General features: G+C 69.2%; 23 protein-coding genes. 14 read left to right on the top strand and 9 right to left on the bottom strand.

What is annotated here, in order from left to right; genetic code table 11:
• Positions 1 to 2: 2 nt before the first annotated feature.
• The gene (locus tag ACSFA5_RS03965) at positions 3 to 1,154 is read right to left on the bottom strand and encodes an aminotransferase class V-fold PLP-dependent enzyme (protein ID WP_435442706.1); all 1,152 of its coding nucleotides are present in this window, start codon (positions 1,152 to 1,154) and stop codon (positions 3 to 5) included.
• A gap of 152 nt (positions 1,155 to 1,306) precedes the next feature.
• Between ACSFA5_RS03965 and ACSFA5_RS03960 the strand changes: the two genes are divergently transcribed.
• From ACSFA5_RS03960 to ACSFA5_RS03930, 7 genes are all read left to right on the top strand, one after another.
• Positions 1,307 to 2,347, top strand: a complete 1,041-nt coding sequence (locus tag ACSFA5_RS03960; RefSeq protein ID WP_435442705.1) for an amino acid ABC transporter substrate-binding protein — start codon at positions 1,307 to 1,309, stop codon at positions 2,345 to 2,347.
• A gap of 10 nt (positions 2,348 to 2,357) precedes the next feature.
• Positions 2,358 to 3,380 carry an ABC transporter permease subunit gene (locus ACSFA5_RS03955; protein WP_435442704.1) on the top strand — a complete coding sequence of 341 codons (1,023 nt, stop codon included), beginning with the start codon at positions 2,358 to 2,360 and terminating at the stop codon, positions 3,378 to 3,380.
• A gap of 5 nt (positions 3,381 to 3,385) precedes the next feature.
• Complete coding sequence (locus tag ACSFA5_RS03950; RefSeq protein ID WP_435442703.1) at positions 3,386 to 4,510, top strand: amino acid ABC transporter permease; 1,125 nt, start codon at positions 3,386 to 3,388, stop codon at positions 4,508 to 4,510.
• Positions 4,511 to 4,532: 22 nt separating this feature from the next.
• Positions 4,533 to 5,297 carry an amino acid ABC transporter ATP-binding protein gene (locus tag ACSFA5_RS03945; RefSeq protein WP_435442702.1) on the top strand — a complete coding sequence of 255 codons (765 nt, stop codon included), beginning with the start codon at positions 4,533 to 4,535 and terminating at the stop codon, positions 5,295 to 5,297.
• Positions 5,298 to 5,592: 295 nt separating this feature from the next.
• Positions 5,593 to 6,312: an SDR family NAD(P)-dependent oxidoreductase gene (locus ACSFA5_RS03940; RefSeq protein ID WP_435442701.1), complete on the top strand. Its 720-nt coding sequence runs from the start codon at positions 5,593 to 5,595 to the stop codon at positions 6,310 to 6,312.
• Positions 6,313 to 6,414: 102 nt separating this feature from the next.
• Complete coding sequence (locus ACSFA5_RS03935; RefSeq protein ID WP_435442700.1) at positions 6,415 to 8,499, top strand: sensor histidine kinase; 2,085 nt, start codon at positions 6,415 to 6,417, stop codon at positions 8,497 to 8,499.
• A 45-nt stretch (positions 8,500 to 8,544) separates the two neighbouring features.
• A complete protein-coding gene (locus ACSFA5_RS03930) occupies positions 8,545 to 10,284 on the top strand; it encodes an OPT/YSL family transporter (RefSeq protein ID WP_435442699.1) in 1,740 nt (579 codons plus the stop codon).
• A gap of 48 nt (positions 10,285 to 10,332) precedes the next feature.
• On the opposite strand, the gene ACSFA5_RS03925 is transcribed toward ACSFA5_RS03930, so the two are convergent.
• From ACSFA5_RS03925 to ACSFA5_RS03915, 3 genes are all read right to left on the bottom strand, one after another.
• Positions 10,333 to 11,718 (bottom strand): MFS transporter, encoded by a 1,386-nt coding sequence (locus ACSFA5_RS03925; RefSeq protein ID WP_435442698.1) that lies wholly within the window; start codon positions 11,716 to 11,718, stop codon positions 10,333 to 10,335.
• A 182-nt stretch (positions 11,719 to 11,900) separates the two neighbouring features.
• Positions 11,901 to 12,692, bottom strand: a complete 792-nt coding sequence (locus ACSFA5_RS03920; RefSeq protein WP_435442697.1) for an SDR family NAD(P)-dependent oxidoreductase — start codon at positions 12,690 to 12,692, stop codon at positions 11,901 to 11,903.
• A gap of 111 nt (positions 12,693 to 12,803) precedes the next feature.
• Positions 12,804 to 13,751 carry an alpha/beta fold hydrolase gene (locus ACSFA5_RS03915; protein ID WP_435442696.1) on the bottom strand — a complete coding sequence of 316 codons (948 nt, stop codon included), beginning with the start codon at positions 13,749 to 13,751 and terminating at the stop codon, positions 12,804 to 12,806.
• Between the two features lie 121 nt (positions 13,752 to 13,872).
• Between ACSFA5_RS03915 and ACSFA5_RS03910 the strand changes: the two genes are divergently transcribed.
• Positions 13,873 to 14,766, top strand: a complete 894-nt coding sequence (locus ACSFA5_RS03910; RefSeq protein WP_435442695.1) for a LysR family transcriptional regulator — start codon at positions 13,873 to 13,875, stop codon at positions 14,764 to 14,766.
• A gap of 59 nt (positions 14,767 to 14,825) precedes the next feature.
• Positions 14,826 to 15,221 (top strand): hypothetical protein, encoded by a 396-nt coding sequence (locus ACSFA5_RS03905; RefSeq protein WP_435442694.1) that lies wholly within the window; start codon positions 14,826 to 14,828, stop codon positions 15,219 to 15,221.
• Here ACSFA5_RS03905 and ACSFA5_RS03900 read toward each other — a convergent pair.
• Entirely contained in the window at positions 15,218 to 15,835 is a 618-nt protein-coding gene (locus tag ACSFA5_RS03900; RefSeq protein WP_435442693.1) for a DJ-1/PfpI family protein, read from the bottom strand. The two genes, ACSFA5_RS03905 and ACSFA5_RS03900, sit on opposite strands and share 4 nt — an antisense overlap.
• A gap of 94 nt (positions 15,836 to 15,929) precedes the next feature.
• Between ACSFA5_RS03900 and ACSFA5_RS03895 the strand changes: the two genes are divergently transcribed.
• The 3 genes from ACSFA5_RS03895 (at position 15,930) to ACSFA5_RS03885 (ending at position 19,353) form a co-directional block, all read left to right on the top strand.
• Positions 15,930 to 17,279, top strand: coding sequence for an aminotransferase-like domain-containing protein (locus tag ACSFA5_RS03895; RefSeq protein ID WP_435442692.1), 1,350 nt, complete (start codon positions 15,930 to 15,932; stop codon positions 17,277 to 17,279).
• A 152-nt stretch (positions 17,280 to 17,431) separates the two neighbouring features.
• Positions 17,432 to 18,106 carry a hypothetical protein gene (locus ACSFA5_RS03890; protein ID WP_435442691.1) on the top strand — a complete coding sequence of 225 codons (675 nt, stop codon included), beginning with the start codon at positions 17,432 to 17,434 and terminating at the stop codon, positions 18,104 to 18,106.
• Positions 18,103 to 19,353, top strand: coding sequence for a S1 family peptidase (locus ACSFA5_RS03885; RefSeq protein ID WP_435442690.1), 1,251 nt, complete (start codon positions 18,103 to 18,105; stop codon positions 19,351 to 19,353). Before ACSFA5_RS03890 ends, ACSFA5_RS03885 begins: the two co-directional genes overlap by 4 nt.
• Before the next feature lie 27 nt (positions 19,354 to 19,380).
• Here ACSFA5_RS03885 and ACSFA5_RS03880 read toward each other — a convergent pair whose 3' ends face one another.
• A complete protein-coding gene (locus ACSFA5_RS03880; protein ID WP_435442689.1) occupies positions 19,381 to 19,629 on the bottom strand; it encodes a hypothetical protein in 249 nt (82 codons plus the stop codon).
• A gap of 392 nt (positions 19,630 to 20,021) precedes the next feature.
• On the opposite strand from ACSFA5_RS03880, the gene ACSFA5_RS03875 reads away from it, so the two are divergent.
• Positions 20,022 to 20,852, top strand: a complete 831-nt coding sequence (locus ACSFA5_RS03875; RefSeq protein WP_435442688.1) for an alpha/beta fold hydrolase — start codon at positions 20,022 to 20,024, stop codon at positions 20,850 to 20,852.
• Between the two features lie 58 nt (positions 20,853 to 20,910).
• On the opposite strand, the gene ACSFA5_RS03870 is transcribed toward ACSFA5_RS03875, so the two are convergent.
• Genes ACSFA5_RS03870 through ACSFA5_RS03860 form a run of 3 tightly spaced genes read right to left on the bottom strand, consistent with a single transcriptional unit; the run spans position 20,911 to position 24,994 of the window.
• Positions 20,911 to 22,215 carry a c-type cytochrome gene (locus tag ACSFA5_RS03870; protein WP_435442687.1) on the bottom strand — a complete coding sequence of 435 codons (1,305 nt, stop codon included), beginning with the start codon at positions 22,213 to 22,215 and terminating at the stop codon, positions 20,911 to 20,913.
• The gene (locus tag ACSFA5_RS03865) at positions 22,212 to 24,494 is read right to left on the bottom strand and encodes a xanthine dehydrogenase family protein molybdopterin-binding subunit (protein ID WP_435442686.1); all 2,283 of its coding nucleotides are present in this window, start codon (positions 24,492 to 24,494) and stop codon (positions 22,212 to 22,214) included. The genes ACSFA5_RS03870 and ACSFA5_RS03865 overlap by 4 nt, the downstream gene beginning before the upstream one ends.
• Positions 24,491 to 24,994 carry a (2Fe-2S)-binding protein gene (locus tag ACSFA5_RS03860; RefSeq protein ID WP_435442685.1) on the bottom strand — a complete coding sequence of 168 codons (504 nt, stop codon included), beginning with the start codon at positions 24,992 to 24,994 and terminating at the stop codon, positions 24,491 to 24,493. Before ACSFA5_RS03860 ends, ACSFA5_RS03865 begins: the two co-directional genes overlap by 4 nt.
• A gap of 156 nt (positions 24,995 to 25,150) precedes the next feature.
• On the opposite strand from ACSFA5_RS03860, the gene ACSFA5_RS03855 reads away from it, so the two are divergent.
• The gene (locus ACSFA5_RS03855) at positions 25,151 to 25,504 is read left to right on the top strand and encodes a hypothetical protein (protein WP_435442684.1); all 354 of its coding nucleotides are present in this window, start codon (positions 25,151 to 25,153) and stop codon (positions 25,502 to 25,504) included.
• Positions 25,505 to 25,508: the final 4 nt, after the last annotated feature.

The following is a 25,508-nucleotide window of genomic DNA, read 5'->3' as shown; positions in this document are numbered from 1 at the left end:
GCTCAGGCGCCCAGCAACGGCGCCAGCCTGGCGATGAAGGTGTCGATGTCGTTGTGGTCGTTGTACAAGTAAGGCGCGACGCGCAGGTTGCCCAGGCGCGCGCTGGTGAACACCGACACCTGCTCCAGCGCCCGGGCCGTCGGCAAGGCTTCGGCACCGTGCAGTTGCAGGCCCACGATGTGCGGCGCCCGCAGCGGCGCGGGCAGGCAATCCAGCGGCAGGCCGGCCAGCCCTTCGACCAGCCGGGCGCTCAATGCGCTCACGTGTGCGAGGCGTTCCGTCGCCGGCACCGAATGCACCAGCGCCAGACCTTCCACCGCCAGCGACAGCAGCAACCCGTCGTCGCGTTCGCCCCGGTCGAAGCGCTGCGCACCTGGCAGGAACGCGAAGTCGCGCGGCGCATCGCGCAGCGTGAGGTTGGGGAACACGCGGTTGCCCATGTGGTGTTCGAGCGGCACGCCCTGCTGATGCCTGGGGTGCGCATACAGGTACGCGCAGCCGTACGGGCCCATGAGCCACTTGTAGGCGGGGAAGGCCAGAAAGTCGGGCTGCAGCTGTTGCACGTCGAGCGGCATCACGCCCGCTGCCTGCGTCGCGTCGATCACCAGCGCGGCGCCGCGCGCCTGCAGCAGCGGCGCGATGCGCGACAGGTCGATGAGCGCGCCGTCGGACCAGTGCACGGGCGCGAGCGCGGCCACGCTCACGTCCGGTGCCTGCGTGTCTTCCACCCGTTCGAGGATGGCGCGCGTCCAGTTGCCGTCTGGGGGGCGCGCCACCATGTCGACGCTGGCGCCGGCGGCCAGCGCCGCGCCCTGCCACGCCAGGACCGACGACGGATGGTCGCCTTCCAGCGACAGCACCCGGCTGCCGGCGCGCACCGTCACGTTGGCCGCGGCCGTCGCGATCCCGTAGCTCACGGCGGGCACCAGCGCCATGTCGCCGGGGTTCGCGCCGATCAGCGCCGCCGTCATTTCGCGCAGCCGTTGCACGAGCGGCGCCTTGTCGAAGTTGCGATGCGCCCAGGGCCGCACGGTGCGCCCGATGGCTTCGATGCCGACGGCGGCGACGTGCGTCGCGCGCGGCGTGATCGATGCGGCGTCCAGGTAGCAGACCGACGACGGAAGATCGAAGTGACGGCGAAAGGGGCTGTTCATGGGGCCGAGTCTAAGAGCGGCCCCGCCGCGCCGCGGCGCCGGCTCGCTGCGGCGGCGTTCGAAATCCTGCAACACCCGCATCGACGATTGGCCTCGTCGGCGCGGCGCGGATGCCTAAGATTCGACGCATGTCTCAACTTCATGGCCCCGGTATGAATCACCTTTCTCGCCTGATTGCGTGTGCCCTCGTCGCTTTGCTGCCGATGGTCACCACCCCGTCGTCGGCGGCCGATGCCGTGCCGTCCAATGCTTCGCCCACGCTCACCGCTGTCAAGGCGCGCGGCACGCTGGCCTGCGGGGTGATCGGCAGCAGCCCGGGCTTCTCGCTGCCCGACAGCAAGGGCGTGATGCGCGGCATCGACGCCGACGCCTGCCGCGCCATTTCGGCGGCGGTGTTCGGCGATGCGGCCAAGGTCAAGTTCGTGACGCTCACGCCGCAACAACGCCTGACCGCGCTGCAAACCGGCGAGGTCGACGTGGTGTTCGGCAACCTGACCTGGACCATGGGGCGCGAGACCCGCTCGGGCGTGCAGTTCGCGACCATTCACTACTACGACGGCGCGAGCTTCATCGTGCCCAAGGCGCTGAAGGTCGACACCGCCGCCAAGCTCAAGGGCGCCAGCATCTGCATGCTGGCGGGGCCGGCCGAGGCGGTGTCGCAGGAGTACTTCGCGAAAATCAGGACGCCCTACAAGCCGGTGATCTTTTCGGACGGCGAGGAGCTGCGCAAGGCCTTCCTGGCCAAGCGCTGCGACGCCTACATGAGCGACGCTTCCAGCCTGGCCAACTTCAAGGCCTCGATGGGCGCGGGCGGCGATGCCTTCGTGCTGCTGCCCGAAGTGATCAGCAAGGAGCCGCTGGGCGGTGCGGTACGCAAGGGCGACGACCGCTGGCTGGACATCGTGCGCTACACGCACTTCGCGATGGTCACGGCCGAAGAACTGGGCATCACGGCCGAGAACGTGAAGACCTTCGCAGGCTCCACCGACCCGGCGGTCAAGCGCTTCCTGGGCGTCGAGGGCGACCTCGGCAGCGCGATGGGGCTGGACAACAAGTGGGCCGCCAACATCGTGGGCGCCGAGGGCAACTACGGCGAGATGTGGTCGCGCCACTTTGCCGCCACCGGCCTGCCGCGCGGCCTGAACCGCCTCTGGTCGGCGGGCGGCCTGCAGTACGCGCCGCCGCTGCGCTGAGTCGAGCCCGATGGACCGGGCGCTGAAGCCACCCGTGCCGCCGCCGCCCTCGGCGATGAATGCGCAACGCCTGCGCCTGGTGCTGTGGCAGGCCGCGGCCTTCGGCGTGATGGGCATCGGGGTGTTCCTGCTGCTGCGCACCACCAGCCAGAACCTGCATGCCCGCGGCATCGCGTCGGGCTTCGACTTCCTGCATGCGGTGGCGCGCGTGCCGGTGGCCAACGCCTCGCTGGCGTTCGAGAGCGGGCAGGACAGCTATGCGCGCGCCTTGCTGATCGGCGTGGTCAACACGCTGAAGATCTCGATCGCGGCCATCGTGCTGGCCACGGTGGTGGGCGTGCTGGTGGGCTCGGGGCGGCTGTCCGCCAACCCGCTGGTGCGCGCGGTGTGCGCCACCTACGTGGAGGCGATGCGCAACGTGCCGGTGCTGCTGCACATCTTCATCTGGTACCAGCTGGCCATCAACCTGCCGGGGCCGACCGACGCGTACAACCCCTTCGGCCTGTTCATCGCTTCGAACCGGGGCATCTTCCTGCCGGCCTTGCACTGGGAGCTGGGGCAGTGGCTGCCGTCCTTCGACATACCGAGGGTCGACGGTTTCGACGTGGCGGGGGGCATCGGCATGAGCCCGGAGTACGCGGCGCTGCTGATCGGCATCTCGACCTATGCGGCGTCGTTCATCGCCGAAATCGTGCGCGGTGCCATCCTCGCCATTCCGCACGGGCAGTGGGAGGCGGGCGGCTCCATCGGCCTCACGCGCGGCGTGGTGTTCCGCAAGGTGGTGCTGCCGCAGGCGGCGCGCCTGTCGATGCCGCCTGTCACCAGCGAGTACCTGGGCATTCTGAAGAACAGCTCGCTGGCCGTGGCCATCGGCTACCAGGACGTGGTGGCGATCGGGAACTCGGTGCTGTTCGAGACCGGGCAGGCGATCGAGGTGGTCGGGCTCGTCATGCTGTTCTACGTCGTGGTCAGCCTGGCGGTCAGCGCCGTGATGGAGCTGGTGCAACGGCGCTTTGCCTTGCGGGAGCGGTGAGCGGCATGGCAACGCATTTCATCCGGACCGAGGCTATCGCGGCGCAGCCGCGCCCGGTGGCGCGCACGCGCCTTGCGCAGACCGTGGCGCGCAGTTACTTCGGCAGCTGGACCTCGGGCGTGCTGACGATCGCGCTCGTGCTGCTGCTCGGCTGGGGCGCATGGGCCTTCTTCGAGTGGAGCGTGCTGTCGGCCGTGTTCGGCCATGGCGACCCCAAGGCCGCGCTGGCCGCATGCCGCGCGGCGGCCGGGCATGGCGCCTGCTGGCCGGTGGTGGCCGAGAAGGGCCGGCTCATTGTGTTCGGGCTCTATCCGTACGACCAGCAATGGCGCCCAGCCCTGGCCTGCGTGGTGCTGGTGCTGCTCTACGCGCTGTCGATGTGGCGCAGAAGCTGGCGGCCGTGGCTGGCGCTGGTGTGGCTGGCGGCGGGCGCGGCGGTCGCCGTGCTGATGTGGGGCGGCGTGCTGGGCCTGACCCCCGTGCCCGACGACCAGTGGGGCGGCCTGCCCGTGACGCTGCTGCTGTCGACCGTGGGGCTGTGCGTGGGCTTTCCGATCGGCGTGGCGCTGGCGCTGGCTCGGCAGGCCAGGAAGGCACCGGCCCTGCGCGGTTTTGCGGTGGCCTGCATCGAGCTGGCGCGCGGCATTCCGCTGCTCACCGTGCTGTTCATGGCGAGCGTGATGGTCCCGCTGTTCCTGCCCGCGGGCGTGGAGGTGTCGAAGCTGCTGCGCGTGCAGGTGGCCATTGCGCTGTTCGTGGGCGCCTACCTGGCCGAGGTCATTCGCGGCGGGCTCCATGCCGTGACGCAGGGCCAGCACGAAGCGGCCGACGCCATCGGTTTGGGCTACACGCGCAAGATGGCGCTGGTGATCCTGCCGCAGGCGCTGCGCCATGCGGTGCCGGGCATCGTCAACACCTTCATCAGCTTCTTCAAGGCCACCTCCATCGTCATCGTCGTCGGCATCTTCGACCTGATGACGGCCGCCAAGCGCGCGGTGGCCGACCCCGACTGGCAGGGTTTCGGCACCGAGGTGTACCTGTTCGTCGGCCTCGTGTACTTCATCTTCTGCTTCTCGATGTCGCGCTACAGCCGCAGCCTCGAAGCCAGGGCACGCGATGCGCAGCCCTGAGCGCACTCCGGAACCCGACCCCATGAGCACCGCAACCCCCGCCTCCCCTGCCCAAGCGCCGCTGGTTCGCATCACGGGGCTGAACAAGTGGTACGGCCCGTATCACGCGCTGCGCGACGTGCAGCTCGACGTGGCGCAGGGCGAGCGCATCGTGATCTGCGGGCCTTCGGGCTCGGGCAAGTCCACGCTGATCCGCTGCATCAACCGGCTGGAGGAGTACCAGCAGGGCAGCATCGAGGTCGACGGCGAAACCACCGGCGGCAGCCCCAAGGCCATCACCGCGCTGCGCCGCAAGGTCGGCATGGTGTTCCAGCACTTCAACCTGTTTCCGCACATGACCGTGCTGGAGAACTGCACCATCGGCCCGGTGTGGGCGCAGGGCGCCAGCCCGGCGGCCGCCAGGGCCACGGCCATGCAACTGCTGGAGCGCGTGCGCATCGCCGACCAGGCGCACAAGCACCCGGGTCAGCTGTCGGGCGGCCAGCAGCAGCGCGTGGCCATTGCGCGCGCGCTGTGCATGAAGCCCAGGCTCATGCTGTTCGACGAGCCCACCTCCGCCCTCGACCCCGAGATGGTGAAGGAAGTGCTCGACACCATGGTCTCTCTGGCCGACGAAGGCATGACCATGCTGTGCGTCACGCACGAGATGGGCTTCGCGCGCCAGGTGTCGGACCGGGTGATCTTCATGGACCAGGGGCAGATCGTGGAGATGGCGCCCCCCGATGCGTTCTTCTCGAACCCGCGGCACGCGCGCACGCAGGCTTTTCTGGGGCAGTTGTTGTGCTGAGCGAAGAGCGCGACGCGAAGCCGCGGCCCGGCCGCGGCGGTGCGCGCCAGGATGAGCAGGTCGGGGTCGGTGCGAGCATCGACGGCCCGCCGAGCCAAAAAAACAGCCCGCACGAAGGCGGGCTGAATGGCCCCGATCTCGCAAAGGGCCAGTGGAGGGAGGTGTCCGCCGGAGGAATCAAGCGGACAGGGGAATGATGGCGACCAATCTGGGAGATTTCGTGGAGGCCCGGGCCTTCGCGGTTGCCTGTCTACACTGCGCACGCACATTGCCACCTCCCGAGACAACACACACCATGACCTACCAGCCCGGACTTTTCAACGCCAAGCGCGCACTCGTCGCCGGCGGCACGCAGGGCATCGGCGCCGTGATCGCCAACCACCTGGCCGCGCTCGGCGCGCAGGTCACGGCGCTGGGGCGCAGCGGCGGCGACGGCACGCTCGATGCGGCGGTCGAGGTCCGGCAGGCCGACATCGGCTCGGGCGCGAGCCTGGAGGCGGCGCTGGCCGGCATCGACCGGCTCGACATCGTCTTCAACTGCGCGGGCATCCTGCAGCGCGGCGCGGAGCACGACATCGAGGTGTTCGAGAAAGTGCTGGCCGTGAACCTCACCGGCACCATGCGCGTGTGCGGCGCCACGCGCGAGCGGCTGAAGGCCAGCAAGGGCTGCATCGTCAACACGGCGTCGATGCTGAGCTTCTTCGGCGGCGGCCTGGTGCCGGCCTATGCGGCCAGCAAGGGCGGGGTGGCGCAGCTCACCAAGTCGCTGGCCATCGCCTACGCGGTGGACGGCATTCGCGTGAACGCGGTGGCGCCGGGCTGGATCGCCACGCCGATGACCCAGGCGCTGCAGGACGACCCGGCGCGCGCCGGCCCCATCCTGGCGCGCACGCCCATGGGCCGCTGGGGCACGCCCGACGACGTGGCCCGCGCGGCCGTGTTCCTGTGCACGCCGGCCGCGTCGTTCATGACCGGCGTGATCCTGCCGGTGGACGGCGGCTACATGGTGAGTTGAGGTCGCGCGAGGGAGCGAAGGTGTGAAGGTGCCATTGCGCAGGCGTATGGATAATGGCCGGCCTTCCCGGCTGTTCCCGCCATTGGTCACTTCGATCGCACCATGCCCGCACTTCGGTCTTCTTCCGCTGCCGTGAAGCTACCCGGCAAGCACGCGTGGCGGCTCGGCGGGTGGACCGCGAAGCTGTGGCTGGCCCTGCCGTTGATCGCCCTGTCCTGCATGGCCGCGAGCCAGCCGGCGACAGCGGATGCGCAGGCGCAGGCGCAGGTGCAGGTGCAGGTGCAGGTGCAGGTGCAGGTGCAGGTGCAGGTGCAGCGCGACGGTGCGGTCCACATCACCCGGGCCGAACTGCTGTCCGTTCCCGGCACCGGCTATTCCGCGCCGGTGCGGCGCATCGAGGACGCCGGGCTGCCGAGCGAAGGGTGGAACGCAGTCGGCCTGCCGCACACGGCCCCGCGCGAACTGGTGCCCACACCGGCTGGCGGCGTGCAGACCCTCACCGACTGGTACCGCATCGACCTGGCCGGGCTGGCCCCGTCGGCGCAGCCGCTGCTGCTCTACCTGCCGCGCTGGAAGACCCTGGGCCACATCGCGGTGTACGGCGACGGCGTGCTGCTCTACCAGTCGCAGGGCAGCCCCGTGCACAACGGCTTCAACCATCCGCTGCTGCTGCCGCTGAACGCGACGGCACGCACGCCGGCGCCCACGACCGTGCTCATTCGCGTGGACCGCCTGCGCAGCAGCGGCAGCGGATTTTCGACGGCGTGGGTCGGCGACCGGGCTTCGCTCAACTGGCGCTACCAGGTCCGCCAGCTGCTGCAGGTGCAATTGCCGTTCATGGGCAGCGCCGCGTTCCTGGCGGTGGGCGCGTTCGCTTTCGCCGTGTGGGCGGGCAAGCGGCGCGAATCGCTCTACCTGCTGTTTTCGGTCATCTCGGCGCTGGCTTTCGTGCGCATGCTTCACTACTTCGTGAGCGGCGACTACCTGCCCGTTTCGGACGAGTGGTTCGAATGGATGACCGTGGCCTCGATGCTGTGGCTGATCATTCTCATCCACCTTTTCCTGCAGCGGCTGCACCGGCAACCCTCGGTCTGGCTGACCCGTTTGTCGGTGGCCCTGACGGTGGTCTGCAATGTCGCCACGCTGCCTCACGTGTCCAGGTCGATTGCCAGCCTCTACCTGTTCACCCCGTTGCTCAACCTGGTGGTGTTGCCCGTGGCCGTGCTGATTTTCTCGGTGAACCTGCGCAAGGCCCTGCGCTCGAAATTTCCCGAAGGGCGGCTGGTGGCGGGCTGGGCCGTGTTCACCGTCGTGTTCACCTCGTACGACGGGCTGCTGCAGAACAACCTGGTCAGCCCGGAGAGCGTGTACACCTCGCCCTACGCCATCATCGGCCTGTTCTTCATCTTCTCGTACATCATGTTCCAGCGGTACACCGACGCCTTCGCCGAGGTGGGCCGCCTGAACACCGGCCTGGCGCAGCGGCTGCGGGCGCGCGAGGCCGAGCTGGAGCAAAGCTACCAGCGGCTGCGCGTGATCGAGAACCAGCAGATGCTCGGTGCCGAGCGCCGGCGCCTGATGCAGGACATGCACGACGGGCTGGGCTCGTCGCTCATCAGCGCCATCCGGTCGGTGGAGCAGGGCGCCATGAACGACGCCGAGGTGTCCGGCGTGCTGAAGGGCTGCATGGACGACCTGAAGCTGGCCATCGACTCCATGGAGAGCCTGGACGCCGACCTGCTGCTGCTGCTGGCCACCCTGCGCTTTCGCCTGGCGCCGCGCATCGAGAGCGCCGGCGTGGCGCTGCGCTGGGACGTGCAGCCCGTGCCTGCGCTGCCCTGGCTGGACCCGAGCAGTGCGCTGCACATCCTGCGGATCATGCAGGAGTGCGTGGCCAACGTGCTGCGCCACACGCGGGCCACGACCATCGGCTTCAGCACCGCCACGGACGGCCAGGGCGTGTGCGTGGTGATCGAGGACAACGGCGCGGGCTTCGATGTGCAGGCGGCCCTGCAGCGCGGCGGCCGGGGGTTGCACAACCAGCAGCGGCGCGCGCGGGCCATCGGCGCCGCGGTGCGCTGGGAGTCCGGCCTCGGTGGAACGCGCTTCACGCTCTGGCTGCCGCTGCAACCTCAGCCCGAGGCCGATCAGCCCGCGCTGCGCACACAGGTGCCGACCGCGGCCTGACGGGCCGTCTTCGGCCACCAGTTCAAGCGCGCGATCACCGTGCCCATGGATTCACCCCGAGGCCCACGCTGGCGCTGGCTGCCCGTCGAGGGCAGCTGGCGCTATCACCTGCTGCTGGCGGCCATGGGCATGTTCGTGCTGGGGCCGTTGGCCGGCGTGACCGCGGCCTACATGAACCTCTCGCTCGGCTTCTTCGTCGGCGGCCAGGTGCTGGCGGGCTTGCTCGGCTCCGTCGTCACCGCGGGCTATGGCGCCGGCGGGCGGCATGGCGCCAACTACATCCAGACCGCCGCCGCCTCGGTCGCCAGCATGAGCGGCCTGGGCGTGCTGCTGCAGGCCATGGCGTGGATGGGGCTGCCGCAGCCGCCGGCCTGGCAGATGGTGCTGTACCTGGGCTGCGTCGGCATGTTCGGCGTCGGCGTGGGCATGCTCTACACGCCGGTGCTGGTCGACCGCATGCGCCTGGCGTTTCCGTCGGGGCTGGCCGTGGCCAACATCCTGCGGGCGCTGACCGACCCCACGCTGCTGCGGCGCTCGGTGCGCCAGCTCGGCGGGGGCATGGGTCTCGGGTTGATGACCGGGCTGGCCGCGGCGCGCCTGCCCTGGCTGGGCGCCATCGGGTTGTCGGCATCGACCTTCGGCGCGGGACTGGTCGTGGGCGCGCGCATCGGCATTCCGGCGGTGACGGGGGGCCTGATCGGCGTGGCGATGCAGCCGCATTTCGTCTCGATCGGCTGGCTCCAGGCCGGCGATCCGCCGCGCAAGATCATGTTCCTCATTGCGCTCGGCGCGATCATGGGCGCGGCCCTGGTGGACATGGCGCTCATCTTCGCGCGGGCCCTGCCGCGCGCGCGGCGGCAGGCCGAGCTCGATGCGCCGCAGCCCGCGGCGAACGTCGCCGGTGCCGGGCTGGGCATCGGCGGCCGGCGCCTCGTGCTGTGGGTGGTGTTCTGGGCGGGCGCCACCGTGGCCTGCGGCCATTGGCTGCTGGGGCAGCCCGTGTTCTACCTCGCGGCGGCGGTGGCGCTGGTGTTCCTGTTCGCGCTGGTCAACGGCATCTCGGTGGGCGTGAGCGACGCCAACCCGATCTCTTCGGCGTTCGTCGTGACCATCGTCATCCTTGCCACCCTGGGCCTGCGCGACCCCGGCGTGGGCCTGATGGCCGGTGCCGTGCTGCTGGTGGCGACCGGCGTGGCCTGCGACATGCAGCAGGACCGCTCGACCGGCTGGCGGCTCGGCACCTCGCGCGTGGTGCAGTTCCGCTATCAGGTGCTGGGCGTCGTGGTGGGGGCGGTGCTGGCGGTGGTCTTCGCGCGGCTTTTCATGGCCGCCTACCCGGTGCTGCTGCAGGACCAGACGGTGCTGAAGGCCGACCAGCAGCCGGCGGAATGGAGTTCGGCCATGACGTACAAGTTCGTCGGCGTGCTGCGCAGCCTGACCACCGACCTGCCGTTCCAGCGCACGGCCATCGGCGTGGGCATGGCGGCGGGCCTGGCGATCGAGGTGCTGCGCAAGTGGCTGCGTCCGCGCAGCTTCGTGCTCGACGCCATCGTGCTGCCGTCGCCCTATGCGCTGTCCTTCGGCGGCTTCGTCAGCCTGCCCACGTCGCTGTGGCTCGGCGCGGGCGGGGTCGCAGGCAGCGTGTGGTCGTCGCGTGCGCCCGCGCGGCACGATGCGCCGCAGGACATGAACAGCGCGTCGCTGTTCGGCGGCGGGTTGATCGCCGGCGATGCGCTCGCCGCGGTGGGGCTCGGGGTTGCCAGTTTGCTGGCGGTGCTGGGTTGAGCGGATCGTCGGCTGAGGTTCTTCACGCACAGGCCACGCGGCGCCGTGTCAGCGCAACCCCGCCCCCTCGTCCTTCGAGAGCTTGGTGAAAGACAGCAGCGACAGCAGCGTCATCGCCCCCACCACGCCGAAGGCCGGCGAAAAATCGGCCGCCGTCAGCTGGGCGCCGCTGCCGTGCCACCAGGCCGCCAGCGTGACCAGCGAGGCGCCCAGCGTCACGCCCAGGCTCAGCGACAGCTGCTGCGCCATGCTGTTCAGCGTGGCTGCATGGCTCATGCGGGGCTTGGGAATCTGCGAGAAGCCCAGCGTTTGCAGCGACACCATCGCCATCGAGTTCACCAGCCCGCCGAACAGCAGCGTGATGAAAATCTGCACATGCGGCGTGGTCTGCTTGAAGCGGCCGTAGCTCACATAGCAAAGGCAGGTGAGGCAGGTGGCGCCCACCAGCAGCGAGCGGAACCCGACCGTGCGAATCGCGCGGGCCATGACCGTGCGCGTGGCCAGCGAGCCCAGTGCCGTGGCCATCGTCAGGCTGCCCGAGGCCAGCGGCGACAGCCCGAAGCCCAGTTGCAGCATCAGCGGAAGCAGGAACGGCGAGGCACCGATCGCAATGCGCAGCGGCGTGCCGCCGACGATCGATGCGCGGTACGTCGAGAACCGCAAGATGCCCAGGTCGATCAGCGGGCTGGCCTTGTGGCGGCTGCGCAGGTGATACACCAGCGAGGCCAGCGCGCCGAAGCCCGCCAGCGCCCAGATGGCCGGCACCGGCAGCAGGGCCTTGCCCACCATCTCCAGGCTGCCCAGCAGCGCGGTGAGCCCCACGGCCAGCAGCACGAAGCCTTCGATGTCGAAGGGCGAGTGCGCGCTGTCTTCGGGCAGGTCGCTGTCGATGAAGCGCAGCGCCCCGGCAATGGCAAGCAGGCCGAAGGGAATGTTGACGAGAAAAATCCACCGCCACGACGTGAGCGTGACGATGGCGCCACCGAACAGCGGCCCGGCCAGCCGGCCGAACGCGGGTGGCACGGTGAACCACACCATGGCCGACACCATCTGTGCGGGAGGCACGCTGCGCAGCAGGATGAGCCGGCCCACCGGCAGCATCATCGCGCCGCCCAGCCCCTGCAGCACGCGGAACGCGATCAGCTGCGGCAGCGTCTGCGCGGCGCCGCACAAGGTGGAGCCCAGCGAGAAGAACGCCACCGCCACGCAGAACACCCGTCGGGCCCCGAAGCGCTCGGCCAGCCAGCCGCTCACGGGCAGGAACACGGCCAGGCTCAGCAGGTAAGAAGTGATGGCCAGGTTCAGGTGCAGCACGCTCACGTCGAGCGCGCCGGCGATGGTCGGCAGGGCGGTGGCCATCACCGAAGTGTCGAGGTTCTGCAGGAAGAGCGGAGAGGCGACGATGAGGGGGACGATGCGGTTGCGGGGGGGCATGGGGCGCATTGTCTGGGACACGAATTAGGCGGCGCTTGGCGGCTTGGCGGCCTGGCGGCTTCGCCGCCGCGGGTCGAGCGGCACCGTCGGAAGCAGCCGGGGTGAGGCGGGGTCGGCTGCTTCCAAGGATGTGCGGCAAGTTCCGTCGAGCCGCACTCGGTTCAATGTTCGGCGTGCCTTCGTCAGAACGCGCTCTTGACGACGCCGCCGTCGACGCGAAGCGCCGCGCCCGTGGTCGCCGACGCGAGCGGACTCGCCACATACGCCACGAGCGAGGCCACCTCCTGCGGCGAGGCGAAGCGCTTGATCAGCGACGTCGGGCGAACGTGGTCGAAGAACTCCGCCTCGACCTGCTCGAAACTCTTGTCGCTCGACCGCGCCATGCCTTCCACGAAGTCGCCGACACCGCGCGATTTCGTCGGGCCCGGAAGCACGCTGTTGACGGTGATGTTCGTCCCGGCGACCGACTCCGCAAGCCCGCGCGACACCGCAAGCTGCGCGGTCTTCGTCACACCGTAGTGAATCATCTCGGTCGGGATCTGCACCGCGCTTTCGCTCGAAATGAAGATGATCCGTCCCCAGTTCGCCCGCCTCATCTCCGGCAGCACCAGGCGCGCAAGGCGCACGCCGCTCAACACGTTGACGTCGAAGAAGCGCCGCCAGTCTTCGTCGGGAATATCTTCGAAAGCCTTGGCCTCGAAGATGCCCAGGTTGTTGACGAGGATGCCGATGCCGGGGTGACGGCGCACCGCCTCCTCGGCCGCATCGGCCCGGCTCAGGTCCGCGGCATGGCCGACGACCGTGCCCTTCGTCTCCGAGCGGATGCGCTCCACCGCCTCGTCGACCGCCGCCTGCGTCCTGCCGTTGACGATGACGCTTGCGCCCTCCGCGGCCAGCGTGCGCGCAATGGCGTAGCCGATCCCGGCCGTGCTGCCACTGACCAGGGCCAGCTTGCCGTTCAGTTGCAAATCCATGTCGATCTCCTTGGTTGGTTGATTGATGGGGTGATGGGTTGATGGGCCGAACGATTGTGTCCATCGAGTTCGGTGCTCGTGCACCCGTTTCGAACGAAGCCTGACTTTGCGCTAGCCGAGGAAGTCGATCAACGCCGGAATGACCTGGTCGGGCGCCTCTTCCATCAACCAGTGTCCCGAGCCTTTCACGATCACGCCCTTCACGTCGGTCGCCACCATCTTCCCCTGTTCGATCAGGAAGGTTCCGCCGGCCTTTTCACCGGAGAGGACCAGCATCGGCATGGGCAGAGGCGTCTTGCCCAGTTCCGCGAACTCCGCCGCGTCTTGCTCGAAGGCCTTGAAGTACTCGAATCCGGCGCGCATGCCGCCGGGTTGTGCGTAGGCCTTGGCGTAGAACCGGCGATCGGCTTGCGGCACCGAGTGCCTGGGGTCGGCCGCGAAGTCGTTCCAGAAATGTTCGAAGTAGATGCGCTCGCGCCCCTTGACCAGCGCCAGCGGTGTTGCGCCATGGAAATGGAAATGCCACAGGTCGCGCAGGAGCCACACGTTCTGCCATGCGCCGATGCCGGGCAGGAAGGCGTCCATGAGCACCACCTTGTCGGTCTGCGAAGGAAACTGCGCCGCATAGGCGTACGCCACCATCAGGCCGATGTCGTGGCCGACGATGCTCACGCTGCGGATGCCGAGCGACAGGACCAGTTCGTGGATGTCGACAGCCATGTTCTTCTTTCCGTAGCCCGCTTCAGGCTTCGACGAATCGCCCGCCCCCCGCAGGTCGGGCACGACCACGGTGTGCGTTTTCGCCAGCAGCGGCATCAGCGGGTTCCACATGTGCCCGGTCTCGGCGTAGCCGTGCAGCAGCACGACGGCCGGCCCGCTGCCGCCGATGCGGTAGTGGATGCGGGTGCCGTTCACGTCCGCGGTGCCTGCGCGAAAGCCCGGCACCGCGTCGGCGGCAGGGGCGGCGTGCGCTGCGCGGCCCAGGGTCAGGGCGGCGCCGATGCCGAGGGCGCCTGCGATCAGCGCGCGGCGGCTCGGGGTGGGTTGGGTGTCGGTCATGTGGAGGTCCTTTCTGTCGGTGGGTAGGGTGGACGTGAATTTATGTTTCAGCTTCGCTTTCAGAAAGGCCTCAAAAGTGGTTTACTCATTCAGCTTTTCTGAATGATTGGAGCCGACGCCCATGGACCGATTGCGTGCATACGAGGTGTTCGTCACCGTGGTGGCGCGGGGCAGTTTCACCAAGGCGGCCGATGCCCTGGACACTTCGCCGGCCAACGTGACGCGCTATGTCAACGAGTTGGAAGCCCACCTGCGCACGCGGCTCATCAACCGCACGTCGCGCCGCTTGTCGCTTACCGAAGGCGGCGAAGCCTTGTTCGACCGGGCCAGGTCGATCCTCGAAGAAGTGGCGGAAACCGAGGCGCTGGCCACCACCGCATCGCTGCAGCCGCGCGGGCGGTTGCGCATCAATGCGCCGCTGAGTTTCGGCAGCCTGGTGCTGGCGCCCCTGTGGCCCAGGTTCATGGCGAAGTACCCCGACGTCGAGCTCGACATTGCGCTCATCGACCGCGTGGTCGACATCGTCGAAGAGGGCTACGACCTGGCCATCCGCATCTCGCGCGCCACGTCGGGCAACCACATCGCGCGCCGCCTGGGGTGTTCGCAAAACCTGGTCTGCGCGTCGCCCGCGTACCTTGCGACCCATGGCATGCCCGAGGTCCCGGCGGACCTTGCGCGGCATCTGTGCCTGGGCTACACGTACGGTGCGACATCCGATGAATGGCAGTTTGCCGGCCCTGGCGGAACGCTGCAATCCGTGCGGGTGCGCTGGGCCCTGCGGGCCAACAACGGCGACACCGCCCGCGCGGCGGCGCTTGCGGGTGCGGGCGTCATTTGGCAGCCGAGCTTCGTGGTGGGCCACGATGTGCAGGCCGGGCGATTGGTCGAGGTGATGCCCGGCTATCGCATGCCCCCGATCGACATCCTGGCGATCTACGCGAGCCGTCGGCACCTCAGCGCGAAGGTGCGCGTGATGGTCGACTTTCTGGTCGACGCGTTGCAAGGGGCGCCGTGACCTCGGCCAGGCGAGACTTCAGCTTGAGCCGCTTTTTCCGCTTTTTCCGCCATGAAACCATGCACTTCTTTCGCCGCCTGCTGCGCCTCGTTGCGCTCTCGTGCCTGACGGCCTCCGTGCACTGCCTCGCCGCGTCGGGCATCGAGGGCATGCGCTCCAGCGACACGGTCCACGGCCTCCACGAAATACGCGAGGCGGCGCGCGAGTTCGTCGCCCGCGAGAACGCCAAGACCCAAGGCACCTGGGAAGCCATGGAGCCGAACCTCAAGGTTCTGGTGCCGAGGTGCGCGGTGCCTTTGACGGCCCGGTGGGACACGATCCGCTGGCTCTCGAACGCCAAGGGCGGCGAGCTGTCGGAGCACAGCCGTCGCGTGATCTCGGTGGTCTGCACGCGGGCCGTGAACCCCGCGCAGAAGTGGAACGTGCACGTGCCCGTCTTCCAGCAACGCAACTAGGCCGCGCTGCCTTGCTTCGGCAGGTACGGCGTGATGTTGCCGAGCGCGTTGGCCACGTACGCTTCTTTCTCGCCCACAGGCGCCACGTAGTGCAGCGCCGCCGCCGCGGCCTCCAGCCCTTCGGTGCGGGCGATGATCCAGCCGGCCAGGTAGGGCGCGGCAAAGCACCCACCCGCGGTCGCCACGTTGCCGCGTGCGTAGAAGGGCTGGTTCAGCACTTCCACGCCCGCCTCCTGCACCCACGGCCTGGTGGTCAGGTCGGTGCATGCCGGCACGCTGCCCACGAGCCCGAGCCTGGCCAGGATCAAGGTGCCGGAGCACTGGGCGGCGACCAACTGGCGCGCAGGGTCCAGCGCCAGGCGCGCCATCAACTCGGGGTTGCCGACAACCTCTCGCGTCCTGCTTCCGCTGCCGATCACGACGGCATCCGCATGGCGCGCTTCTTCCAGCAAGGACTGCGCATGCACCGTCACACCGTTCATCGACGTGACCTGCGGACTCGGGCAGCACAGGGTCACGCGCCAGCCCGGCTTCTTGATGCGGTGGAGCACGCCCAGCGCGATGAGCGAGTCGAGTTCGTTGAAGCCTTCGAAGGTGAGGATGGCGATGTGCATGGCGGGGGCTGTCGTGGGGTTGGGGGCGCGGAATGTGCCGATCGTAGGCAGGTCGGTCCATACAATCAAAAAATTGTCATGGATACATCCCGCGATGGCTGAAGCCCGATACAAGCAACTGGTCGACGAGCTCGCGGCCGAGATCCGCACCGGGCGCCTGCCGCCCGGCACCCGCCTGCCCACGCACCGGCGGCTGGCCGGACACTACGGCCTGGCCCTGGCCACGGCCTCGCGTGTCTACGCGGAGCTGGAGGCGATGGGGCTGGTCAGCGGCGAAGTGGGGCGCGGCACCTTCGTGCGCGAGACCGCGCTGCCCCCGGGCCAGGGCATCGACCAGCAGGCGGTGGCGGCGGGCCTGGTGGACCTGAACTTCAACTACCCGTCGCTGCCGGGGCAGGCCGACTTGTTGCGCGCAGCGTTGCGGCAACTCGCCGCCGGTGGCGAGCTGGAGTCGATGCTGCGCTATGCGCCCCATGGCGGGCGCATGCACGAGCGCGCCTGCGTCGCCCGGCACCTGGTGTCGCGGGGGCTGGCGGCAGAGCCGTCGCGGGTGATGCTGGTGGACGGCGCGCAGCACGGCCTGGCGGTGACGGTGATGGCGCTGCTGAAACCGGGCGACGTGGTCGCGGTCGACGCCCTGACGTACCCGGGCTTCAAGGCGCTCGCCGAAGCGCATCGCCTGGAGTTGGCACCCGTTCCCGCCTCGGGGCAGGGGCCCGACCTCGACGCGCTGGAGCGCCTGTGCGCGAAGCGCCGCGTGAAAGCCGTCTACACCATGCCGACCCTGCACAACCCGCTGGGCTGGGTGATGAGCGAAAGTCGGCGCCGCCGGCTGGTCGCCATCGCGCGGCGGCACGGGTTGCTGGTCATCGAAGACGCGGCCTATGCCTTCCTGGCCGACGATCCGAACAAGATGCCGCCCGCGCCGCTGGCCATGCTGGCGCCGGAGACCACGGTGTATGTCTCGGGCCTGTCCAAGAGCGTGGCGACCGGCCTGCGCGTGGGGTTCGTGGTGGCGCCCGAGGCCTGGGTGCCGAAGATCGAACGCGCGATCCGGGCCACCACCTGGTGCACCCCGGGCGTGACGACCGCCATCGCCTGCGCATGGCTGGCGGACGGCACGGTCGGCCGGCTCGAATCGGAAAAGCGGCAGGACGCCGCGCTGCGGCAGGCGATTGCCACCGAAGCGCTGGCGGGGCTCAGGTGCGTGCGCCACCCTGCGTCGTACTTCGTCTGGCTGCCCTTGCCGGAAGACACCCGTGCCGACGGGGTCGCGGCGGCGCTGCTGCGCGAAGGGGTGTCGGTGTCGACGGCCGAGCCCTTCGCCACGTCGGCGCAGTTGCCGCATGCGTTGCGCCTGGCGCTGGGCTCTGTCGGGTTGGACGGCCTGCGCAGCGCCTTGCAGACGGTGCGGCGGGTGGTGGGCGAGATGGGTTGCCGATGAGTGCCTGATGCGCCGGCCCGGTTCGGCAGCGGGAGGGAATGGCGATGCAGCCGCTAGACTCCTGCCGGCCGTAGCATTTCCATACAAAAAGGATCGAGGAGATGGTTGTCGTGAACTTGCGTTTTTTGGGCCCGTGGGCCTTGGCTTGCTTGTTGTCCCTCTTGACGGGCTGCGCGTCGGTGACGCACGGCACCACGCAGGCGGTGAAGATCGAAACCCTGACCGCGAGCGGCGAGCTTGTCGACGGCGCCGAGTGCACGGTGGCCAATGACAAGAGCGAAGCCGTCATGCGCTCCGGCCAAACCGTGCCGGTGCGCCGCTCGGGCGGCAACCTGAGCATCGAATGCACGCAGCCCGGCCAGCCACCGGCGAGCGGCCAGGCCACGTCGCGTGTCAACGGCGGCATGGTTGGCAACATCCTGCTCGGCGGCCTCGTGGGGGCGGCCATCGATTCGGGCACGGGCGCCGGCTTCAACTACCCGAGCTGGATGCAGCTGGTCTTCGGCGAGGTCCGCACCTTCGACAGGAGCAGCCAGAACGGCGACCAGGCATTGGCGGGCTTGAAGATCGGTCAAACGCGCCTTGCCTCGGCCACGCCACCGGCGCCGTCCTCTCCACCGGCCTCGACAGCGGCCATATCGGTTGCACCGGCACCGGCACCGGCACCGGCACCGGCACCGGCATCGCCCCCTGTGCCGGTCGCCGCGGCACCCGCGGTGCCGGATGTCTCCGTCGCACCACCCGTTGCCGCCGCGGCGCCGCGTTCTGCGCCGGCCACCCGCGTGTCGATCGACGACCTCCGGGGCTTGCTGCCCGCCAAGCCATGAGGGCCGGCAACTCGCGCCTGCTGCCGTTCGCCGGCTGCGCCGTTCTTGCCTGCGGTCTTGTTTCAGGCGCCCGGGCGATCGAGCCGGACGTGCTGTTCGGCAGGGTCTCGCCCAGCGTGTGGTCGGTGCGAACCTTCGATGCGCAGGAGCGCCCGCTGCGCAACGGCAGCGCGGTCGTCGTCGCACCGGGCCGCCTGGTCACGGCCTGCCACGTGCTCGCCAAGGCGAGCACCTTCGTGATCCGGCAGGACAACGTCACCTACGGGGCGACCCTGGAGCAACCCGACCCGGCGCGCGACCTGTGCCAGATCCGGGTGGCGAACTTCAACGCGCCGCCGGTGCCCGTGGCACCGGCCGGCGCCGCAAGGGTGGGGCAGCGCGTATATGCCGTGGGCAATCCGCGCGGGCTCGAGAACACGCTGACCGAAGGCATGCTCACGGGCCTGCGTGGCGGCGAAGACCCCGACCTGCCGCTCCTGCAGATGACCGCCGCGGTGGCCCAGGGCGCGAGCGGCGGCGGCTTGTTCGACGCCGAGGGCCGGCTGCTGGGCATCACCAGCGCCGCCGCGCCGGACGGGGGCGCCGGCGGCGTTGCCATTCCGGCGTCGTTCTTCGCGGAACTCCCGGTACGGGCGCAGGCCGCCATGGCGGCGCGCGGCCGGGAGCCGGCCGGCGCCCGCGCCGCCTTGACGCCCGCGTCCCCGTTGCGCATGGGCGACGCGCTCGAGTACGTGCGCACCGACCGCCTCACCGGCACCCGCATTCCCGTGACCTACCGCGTCGACCGGGTCAGCGGCGAGGAGGTGTCGTTCAACGCAGGCGGGCGCATCGAGACAACCGATGGGCGCGTGCTGTCCGTGACGACGCCGGTCGGCGGCATCTACGACACCGCATCGCCGCCCGGCGGATGGGTGCGCAAGGACATCCGGCCCGGCATGCTCTGGTACCTCGACTACATGCCCGCCACGGGCGAAAAGCTGCGCTACGAGCTCAAGGCGACCGCGGGCGGCGAGCGGACGACGAAAGTGGACGGCAACGAGGTGCAGGCCATGGAGGTCAGCTACGAAGGCTGGATCTACTCGGGGTATGCGGGTGGCGCACCGCTGGCGCCGCGCGCCACCCGGCTGTCCATCAAGCTGCTGTACGCACCCGGCCTGGCGCGTGTCGTGCGGTTCGAGGCGCAGAACACGCGTCCGCCGTTCAGCGCCACCGACGAGACACTCGAGCTGGTGCGGGTGACGCGCTGACCTTGCGGGAGGCGCGGGGCCTGGCGTTCAGGTGCGCCGGGGCTGCGCCTTGATCCGCGCCTCGTCGAGCCAGCGAAACACGCCCGCCGACAGCAGCGTGATCACGCCGACCGCGATGAAGGTGTAGCGGAACGCCAGCGCGGTGGCGGCCAGTTCGTCCGACAGCACGGTGTTGACGACCGTGGTGTCGAGCGACTGCATGAAGAAGCCCCCCGCGACGATCCCCGACAAGGCCTTGCGGGCGGCCTTCTCGTGCGACGGTCTGGCTTGCTGCAACTCGGTTCCACAGAACGCGGCGCGGGCGCCGCAGGGTGAGGTGTATCCCGAGTTCGGGGTGTCCGACGCTGCCGGTGGGGCGCAGGGAGCGCAGGCGGCCAGCGACAACGTTCAAAGCGCAAGCATTCCGTTCAAGATTTGCCGCGCCGGTTCGCGGAGAGTACCGGTGTCCAGCGAGGCAATCCCGCATTCGCTGCCGAGCAACTCCAGGCACAGAAAGAAGCATGTCCGACATTCACACGAAAACATCGACAGGCGCCTCGCGGCGGAGCATTCTGGCAAGTGCGGCAGGCATCGTGACGGTCTCCGCCCTCGGCACCTCGACCCTGGCCGCCGCGCAGAAGCTCTCAGCGCCAGCCGCAACCCATTCCCATCACACCAAAGGATCCACCATGAGCTTTGTCACCACCAAGGACGGCACCAACATCTTCTACAAGGACTGGGGCCCGCGCACCGCGCAGCCCATCGTCTTTCACCACGGCTGGCCGCTGAGCGGCGACGACTGGGACACGCAGATGCTGTACTTCCTGGGCAAGGGCTTCCGCGTGATCGCGCACGACCGCCGCGGCCACGGACGCTCGTCGCAAACCTCGGGCGGCCACGAAATGGACACCTACGCCGCCGACGTCGCCGCATTGACCGACGCGCTGGACCTGAAGGGCGCCGTGCACATCGGCCACTCGACCGGCGGCGGCGAGGTGGCGCGCTACGTGGCGCGCGCCAAGCCGGGCCGCGTGGCCAAGGCGGTGCTGGTGAGCGCCGTGCCGCCCGTCATGGTGAAGACCCCGTCCAACCCCGGCGGCCTGCCCATGGAAGTGTTCGACGGCATCAGGTCCGCGCTCGCGGCCAACCGCGCGCAGTTCTACATCGACCTGCCGACCGGCCCGTTCTACGGCTTCAACCGCCCGGGCGCGAAGATTTCGCAGGGCCTCATCGACCGCTGGTGGCTGCAGGGAATGATGGGCGCGGCCAATGCGCACTACGAGTGCGTCAAGGCCTTCTCCGAGACCGACTTCACCGAAGACCTGAAGAAGATCGACGTGCCGGTGCTCGTGATGCACGGCACCGACGACCAGGTCGTGCCTTACGCGGACTCGGGCCCGCTGTCGGCCAAGCTGCTCAAGCACGGCACGCTCAAGAGCTATGACGGATTTCCGCACGGCATGCTGTCGACGCAGGCGGATGTGATCAATCCGGATTTGCTGGCGTTCATCAAGAGCTGAGCTTGAGTTGCTGGATCCGGTCATCGACGATGCACGGATCCCCTTTTGCCTCTTTGCCTCAACGCGTGCGCTGCTTCGCCACGAACTCCGGCGTGACCGTGCCCTGCTTGTTGCCGAACTGCGCAATGACGTAGTTGGCGAGCGCCGCCACTTCGGTGTCGGTGTAGGCCTTGCCGAACGCGGGCATGTACACCTCGTTGTCGTGCACGCGCATGTTCACGCCCTGCAGGATCATCTGCGTCACGTTGGCGCCGCCCGCATCGTTCACGCCGCGCGTGCCCAGCAGCGACGCGAAGTTGGTCTGCTGGCCTTGCCCGTTCCACTGGTGGCAGCTGGCGCACGCCGCCGCAAAAAGCCGCAGCCCCTGCTCGTGGCCTTCGGCCGTGTTGGCGGCGGGCGCCGCCGCGCTGGCCGCCACGGCCCACGGCGCCTTGGCGTCGATCTCGATCGGGTCCTTGCCCGTCCTGGCCGGCACGGTGCGCAGGTAGCTCACCAGCGCCGCCGTGTCCTGCGGCTTCAGGTGCTGCAGGCTGTGCTCCACCGCCTCGCCCATCGGGCCCGAGGCCGAGCCGCGGCCGTCGGCATGGCCAGTCGTGAGGTAGCTGGCAATGTCGGCGTCGCTCCAGGCGCCGATGCCGTTCTTCGCGTCAGACGTGATGTTGTAGGCGCGCCAGCCCTGGATCGATTCGCCCGCGAGGTTGTTGCTCGTCTCCAGCGCGAAGGCCAGGTTGCGCGGCGTGTGGCACTCGGCGCAATGGCCCAGCGCCGTGGCCAGGTACTTGCCCTGGTTCCATGCGAGGGGCTTGGCCGGGTCGGGCTCGAAACGGCTGCTCTTGAAGAAGGCCGCGTTCCAGAAGCCCATGGCCCAGCGCTGGTTGAACGGAAAGCCCAGGTCGGCCTCCTTGTTCGGCTGGTTCACCTGCGGCAGGCTGAAGAGGTAGGCCTTGATCGCGAGCACGTCGTTGCGGCTGAGCGCCGTGTAGGAGGTGTACGGGAACGCCGGGTACAGGCGCTTGCCGTCCGCCCTCACGCCGTCGTGCACCGCGCGCACGAACTGCTCGTCGCTCCAGCCGCCGATGCCCGTGGCCGGGTCGGCGGTGATGTTGGACGAATAGATGGTGCCGAAAGGCAGCACGAAGGGCACGCCGCCGGCAAAGGGCTGCCCCTTGCCGGCCACCGTGTGGCACGCGATGCAGTCGGCGGCCTTGGTGAGGTATTCGCCGCGCACCAGCAGCGCCGCATCGCTCGGCGCGCCGGCCAGCACCGGCGCCTCGCCTTCGGATTTGTCGGTGCGGTTCAGGAAGAAATACAGCCCCGCGGCCACGACGAACAGCGCCACCAGCACCTTGAAGAACCGCTTCATGCCGCGCTCCTTTCGCCCTGGGCTTCATGCGCTCCGTGTCCGGCATCGGCCACCTTCTTCTTCAGCGCCTCCTTGTCCTGCGCCAGCAGCGCGCGGTTCACCGGCAGCGCGCGCAGCCGCACGCCCGTGGCCGCGAAGATCGCATTGGCCAGCGCCGGCGCGGCGATGGCGGTGCCCACCTCGCCCAGCCCGCCGGGGGCCTCGCTGCTCTTGACGGTGTGCACCTCGATCGGCGGCGACTCGTTGATGCGCAGCATCCGGTAGTCGTGGAAGTTGCTCTGCTCGATGGCGCCGCCCTGCAGCGTGATTTCGCTGAAAAGCGCCGCGCTCAGACCGAACAGCAGACCGCCCTGGATCTGCGCCTCGACGGAGCCGGCGTTCACGGCAATGCCGCAGTCCAGCGTGACCACCGCGCGCCGCAGGCGCACCTCGCCCTGCGGCGAAACCTCCACCTCGACCATCGCGCACACGCGGCTGCCGAAAGGGTCGCCCACCGCCACGCCTCTGCCGACACGCGCTGGCAGCGCGCCCTTGCCCCAGCCGATCTTTTCGGCGGCCAGGTCGAGCACCGCGAGCGTGCGCGGGTTCTTCTTCAGCAGGGCGCGCCGGTAGGCCACCGGGTCTTTCTTGGCGCGCTGCGCCAGTTCGTCGATGAAGCTCTCCATCACGAACAGGTTGTGCGTGGGCCCCACGCCGCGCCACCAGCCCACGTTCAGGCCCGCGGGCATGTCGTGCCGCACCCATTCGACCTTCAGGTTGGGCAGGTCATAGCAGGGCTCGGCCACGCACTCGATCAGGTCGCCGTCCATGCCGTCCTTGCCCATGAAGGCGGGCGCCCAGCGGCCCAGCACCGTGCCGCCCGCGATGCGGTCGCCGAACCACAGGATGTTGCCGTCGCCGTCGACCACCGCCGAGATGTCGTCGTGGTACATCGGGCGCACGATGTCGTGGCGAATATCTTCCTCGCGCGTCCACACCACCTTCAGCGGGTAGGGCACCTGCCTGGCGAAGGCCACGGCCTGCTCGACCGAATCGGTCTCCAGCCGCCGCCCGAAACCGCCGCCCAGGTACTGGTTGTGCACCACCACCTTGTCTTCGGACAGCCCCGTGATCTTGGCCGCCACGCTCACGCAGCGCGCCGGCACCTGCGTGCCGACCCAGATCTCGCACGCGTCGGGCCGCACATGCACCGTGGTGTTGAGCGGCTCCATGGTCGCGTGGGCCAGCATCGGCAGGTCGTAGGTCGCCTGCACCAGCGTGCCCTCGGGCCGCTTGCCGGTTTCCTTGCCGACGATCGCCTTGCCCTTGGCCAGCGCGTCGGCAAGCGACGAGCGCAATTGCTGCGTGGTGAGCGCGGCGTTCTGCCCGGGCGTCCAGGTGAGCTTCAGTGCGTCGAGGCCACGCTTGGCGGCCCAGAAATGCTCGCCCACCACCGCGACCGCGTCCTTGATGCGAATGACGGCTACCACGCCCGGAATGGCGCGCGCCGCCTTGTCGTCCACCGAGGCCAGCACGCCGCCCAGCGTGGGGCAGGCCTTGACCGTGGCCACCTTCATGCCCGGCACGCGCACGTCGATGCCGAACTGCGTCTTGCCGTTGACCTTGTCGGCGGAGTCGACGCGCCGCAGCGGCTGGCCGATGAGCTTGAAGTCCTTCGGCTCCTTCAGCGCCACCTTGCCCGGCATCGGCAGCCTGGCGGCGGCACCGGCGAGCGCGCCGAAGCCGAGCTGCCGGTTCGACTCCGCATGGCTCACCACGCCGCGCGCCACGGTGCAGCTCGCCGGGTCGACCTTCCACTGCGCAGCGGCGGCCGCCACCAGCAGCGTGCGCGCCACGGCGCCGGCTTCGCGCAGCACGGCGTAGGTGCCGCGCGTGCTGGTCGAGCCGCCGGTGATCTGCCCGCCCAGCAGCGGCATGCCGTAGAGCGCCTCGTTCGGCGGCGAATGTTCCACGCGCACCTGGTCCAGCTCGACGCCCAGTTCCTCGGCCAGCAGCATCGCCGAGCCGGTGTAGATGGCCTGGCCCATCTCGACCATCGGCATCACGAGGCGCACGCCGCCGTCGGCATCGACGCGGATGAAGGCGTTGGGCGCGAAGGCCGGGTTGCCGTCCGCCAGCGCGGCGGCCGCGTCGGCGGGTTGCTGGCGGGCGCTGATGGCCGCGAAGGCCTTGCTGCCCCCGACCCAGGTGAAGGCGAGTGCCAGGCCACCGGCCTGCAGGGCGGCGCGCCGGCCGATGCCCGCGGCGCCAGAGGCGACTTGCGTCCGTGCCGCGCTCACGATGCGCTCCTGGCGGGCATGGCGACGACCGACTGCAGCACCTCGGGCTTGCCGGTCGCAGCCTGCTTGATGGCCGCGCGAATGCGCGAGTAGGTGCAGCACCGACAGACGTTGCCCGACATGGCCACGTCGATGTCGGCATCGCTCGGGTTGGGCGTGCGCTGGATCAGCGCGGCGGCCGACATGATCTGCCCCGACTGGCAGTAGCCGCACTGCACCACGTCGACGTCGAGCCAGGCTTTCTGGATGCTCTGGCCGGCCGGCGTCTGGGCGATGGCCTCGATGGTGGTGATGGCCTTCTTGCCGATGCTGCCGACCGGCAGCACGCACGAGCGCACGGGCTGGCCGTCCAGGTGCACGGTGCAGGCGCCGCACTGGGCGATGCCGCAGCCGAACTTGGTGCCGGTCAGGCCGACGATGTCGCGCAATGCCCAGAGCAAGGGCATGTCGGCGGGGGCGTTGACGGCAACGGACTGGCCGTTGATTTGGAGGTCGATCATGGGCCGTGCCTTTTTTGTGAAATTCCGCCGGGGGGAGCGGCACCGAACCATAGCGCGACTTCGGGGTTTTTGCTTGGGGGCGGGCGGGCCCGCTCAACCTTGTCCGGGCAGCACCCCCTTCAAATTGCGCACCCGATTGCCGATACATGAACAGTCATGCCCGATTCGAGTCCCCACCGCCCTCCACAGCTCCTGGCCATCCTGCCGAGGCAGAACATCCTCCAGGACGATGGCGTGCACGTGCTCGTGTCGACAAAGGACGTGGAAGGCGCCCGCAGCGACGGCATGCTGCTGCGGCGGTGTGCTTTTTCTATCTCGGCGCCATTTGGATACATATGCCTCGGCCACTTCAGGAAGCGCTCTGAAAATTGCTGGCAGGCCTCGCTCGCGACCGGGGTCCTGGTCGACGAAGGAACTGTCCGGCCCGACCGGCTCCATGCCACGGAACTCGACGCCCTGGTCAACCTTTGGGTGAGCCGGCGACATCTGACCCTTGCAGGTGCCCTTTGAACGG

Source organism: Variovorax monticola (assembly GCF_051216855.1).
Classification (GTDB): Bacteria; Pseudomonadota; Gammaproteobacteria; order Burkholderiales; family Burkholderiaceae_C; genus Variovorax.
Note: the sequence above shows the minus strand (reverse complement) of the source record. Positions and strands in the feature narration are given on the sequence as shown.

Bases quoted from the DNA above. Each gene is read 5' to 3' on its own strand.
- ACSFA5_RS03950 (WP_435442703.1), top strand. From the start codon at position 3,386: ATGGCAACGCATTTCATCCGGACCGAGGCTATCGCGGCGCAGCCGCGC.
- ACSFA5_RS03900 (WP_435442693.1), bottom strand. From the start codon at position 15,835: ATGCACATCGCCATCCTCACCTTCGAAGGCTTCAACGAACTCGACTCG.
- ACSFA5_RS03885 (WP_435442690.1), top strand. From the start codon at position 18,103: ATGAGGGCCGGCAACTCGCGCCTGCTGCCGTTCGCCGGCTGCGCCGTT.
- ACSFA5_RS03955 (WP_435442704.1), top strand. From the start codon at position 2,358: ATGGACCGGGCGCTGAAGCCACCCGTGCCGCCGCCGCCCTCGGCGATG.
- ACSFA5_RS03925 (WP_435442698.1), bottom strand. From the start codon at position 11,718: ATGCCCCCCCGCAACCGCATCGTCCCCCTCATCGTCGCCTCTCCGCTC.
- ACSFA5_RS03855 (WP_435442684.1), top strand. From the start codon at position 25,151: ATGCCCGATTCGAGTCCCCACCGCCCTCCACAGCTCCTGGCCATCCTG.
- ACSFA5_RS03870 (WP_435442687.1), bottom strand. From the start codon at position 22,215: ATGAAGCGGTTCTTCAAGGTGCTGGTGGCGCTGTTCGTCGTGGCCGCG.
- ACSFA5_RS03940 (WP_435442701.1), top strand. From the start codon at position 5,593: ATGACCTACCAGCCCGGACTTTTCAACGCCAAGCGCGCACTCGTCGCC.
- ACSFA5_RS03920 (WP_435442697.1), bottom strand. From the start codon at position 12,692: ATGGATTTGCAACTGAACGGCAAGCTGGCCCTGGTCAGTGGCAGCACG.
- ACSFA5_RS03965 (WP_435442706.1), bottom strand. From the start codon at position 1,154: ATGAACAGCCCCTTTCGCCGTCACTTCGATCTTCCGTCGTCGGTCTGC.
- ACSFA5_RS03910 (WP_435442695.1), top strand. From the start codon at position 13,873: ATGGACCGATTGCGTGCATACGAGGTGTTCGTCACCGTGGTGGCGCGG.
- ACSFA5_RS03915 (WP_435442696.1), bottom strand. From the start codon at position 13,751: ATGACCGACACCCAACCCACCCCGAGCCGCCGCGCGCTGATCGCAGGC.
- ACSFA5_RS03895 (WP_435442692.1), top strand. From the start codon at position 15,930: ATGGCTGAAGCCCGATACAAGCAACTGGTCGACGAGCTCGCGGCCGAG.
- ACSFA5_RS03960 (WP_435442705.1), top strand. From the start codon at position 1,307: ATGAATCACCTTTCTCGCCTGATTGCGTGTGCCCTCGTCGCTTTGCTG.
- ACSFA5_RS03875 (WP_435442688.1), top strand. From the start codon at position 20,022: ATGAGCTTTGTCACCACCAAGGACGGCACCAACATCTTCTACAAGGAC.
- ACSFA5_RS03905 (WP_435442694.1), top strand. From the start codon at position 14,826: ATGCACTTCTTTCGCCGCCTGCTGCGCCTCGTTGCGCTCTCGTGCCTG.
- ACSFA5_RS03930 (WP_435442699.1), top strand. From the start codon at position 8,545: ATGGATTCACCCCGAGGCCCACGCTGGCGCTGGCTGCCCGTCGAGGGC.
- ACSFA5_RS03945 (WP_435442702.1), top strand. From the start codon at position 4,533: ATGAGCACCGCAACCCCCGCCTCCCCTGCCCAAGCGCCGCTGGTTCGC.
- ACSFA5_RS03860 (WP_435442685.1), bottom strand. From the start codon at position 24,994: ATGATCGACCTCCAAATCAACGGCCAGTCCGTTGCCGTCAACGCCCCC.
- ACSFA5_RS03935 (WP_435442700.1), top strand. From the start codon at position 6,415: ATGCCCGCACTTCGGTCTTCTTCCGCTGCCGTGAAGCTACCCGGCAAG.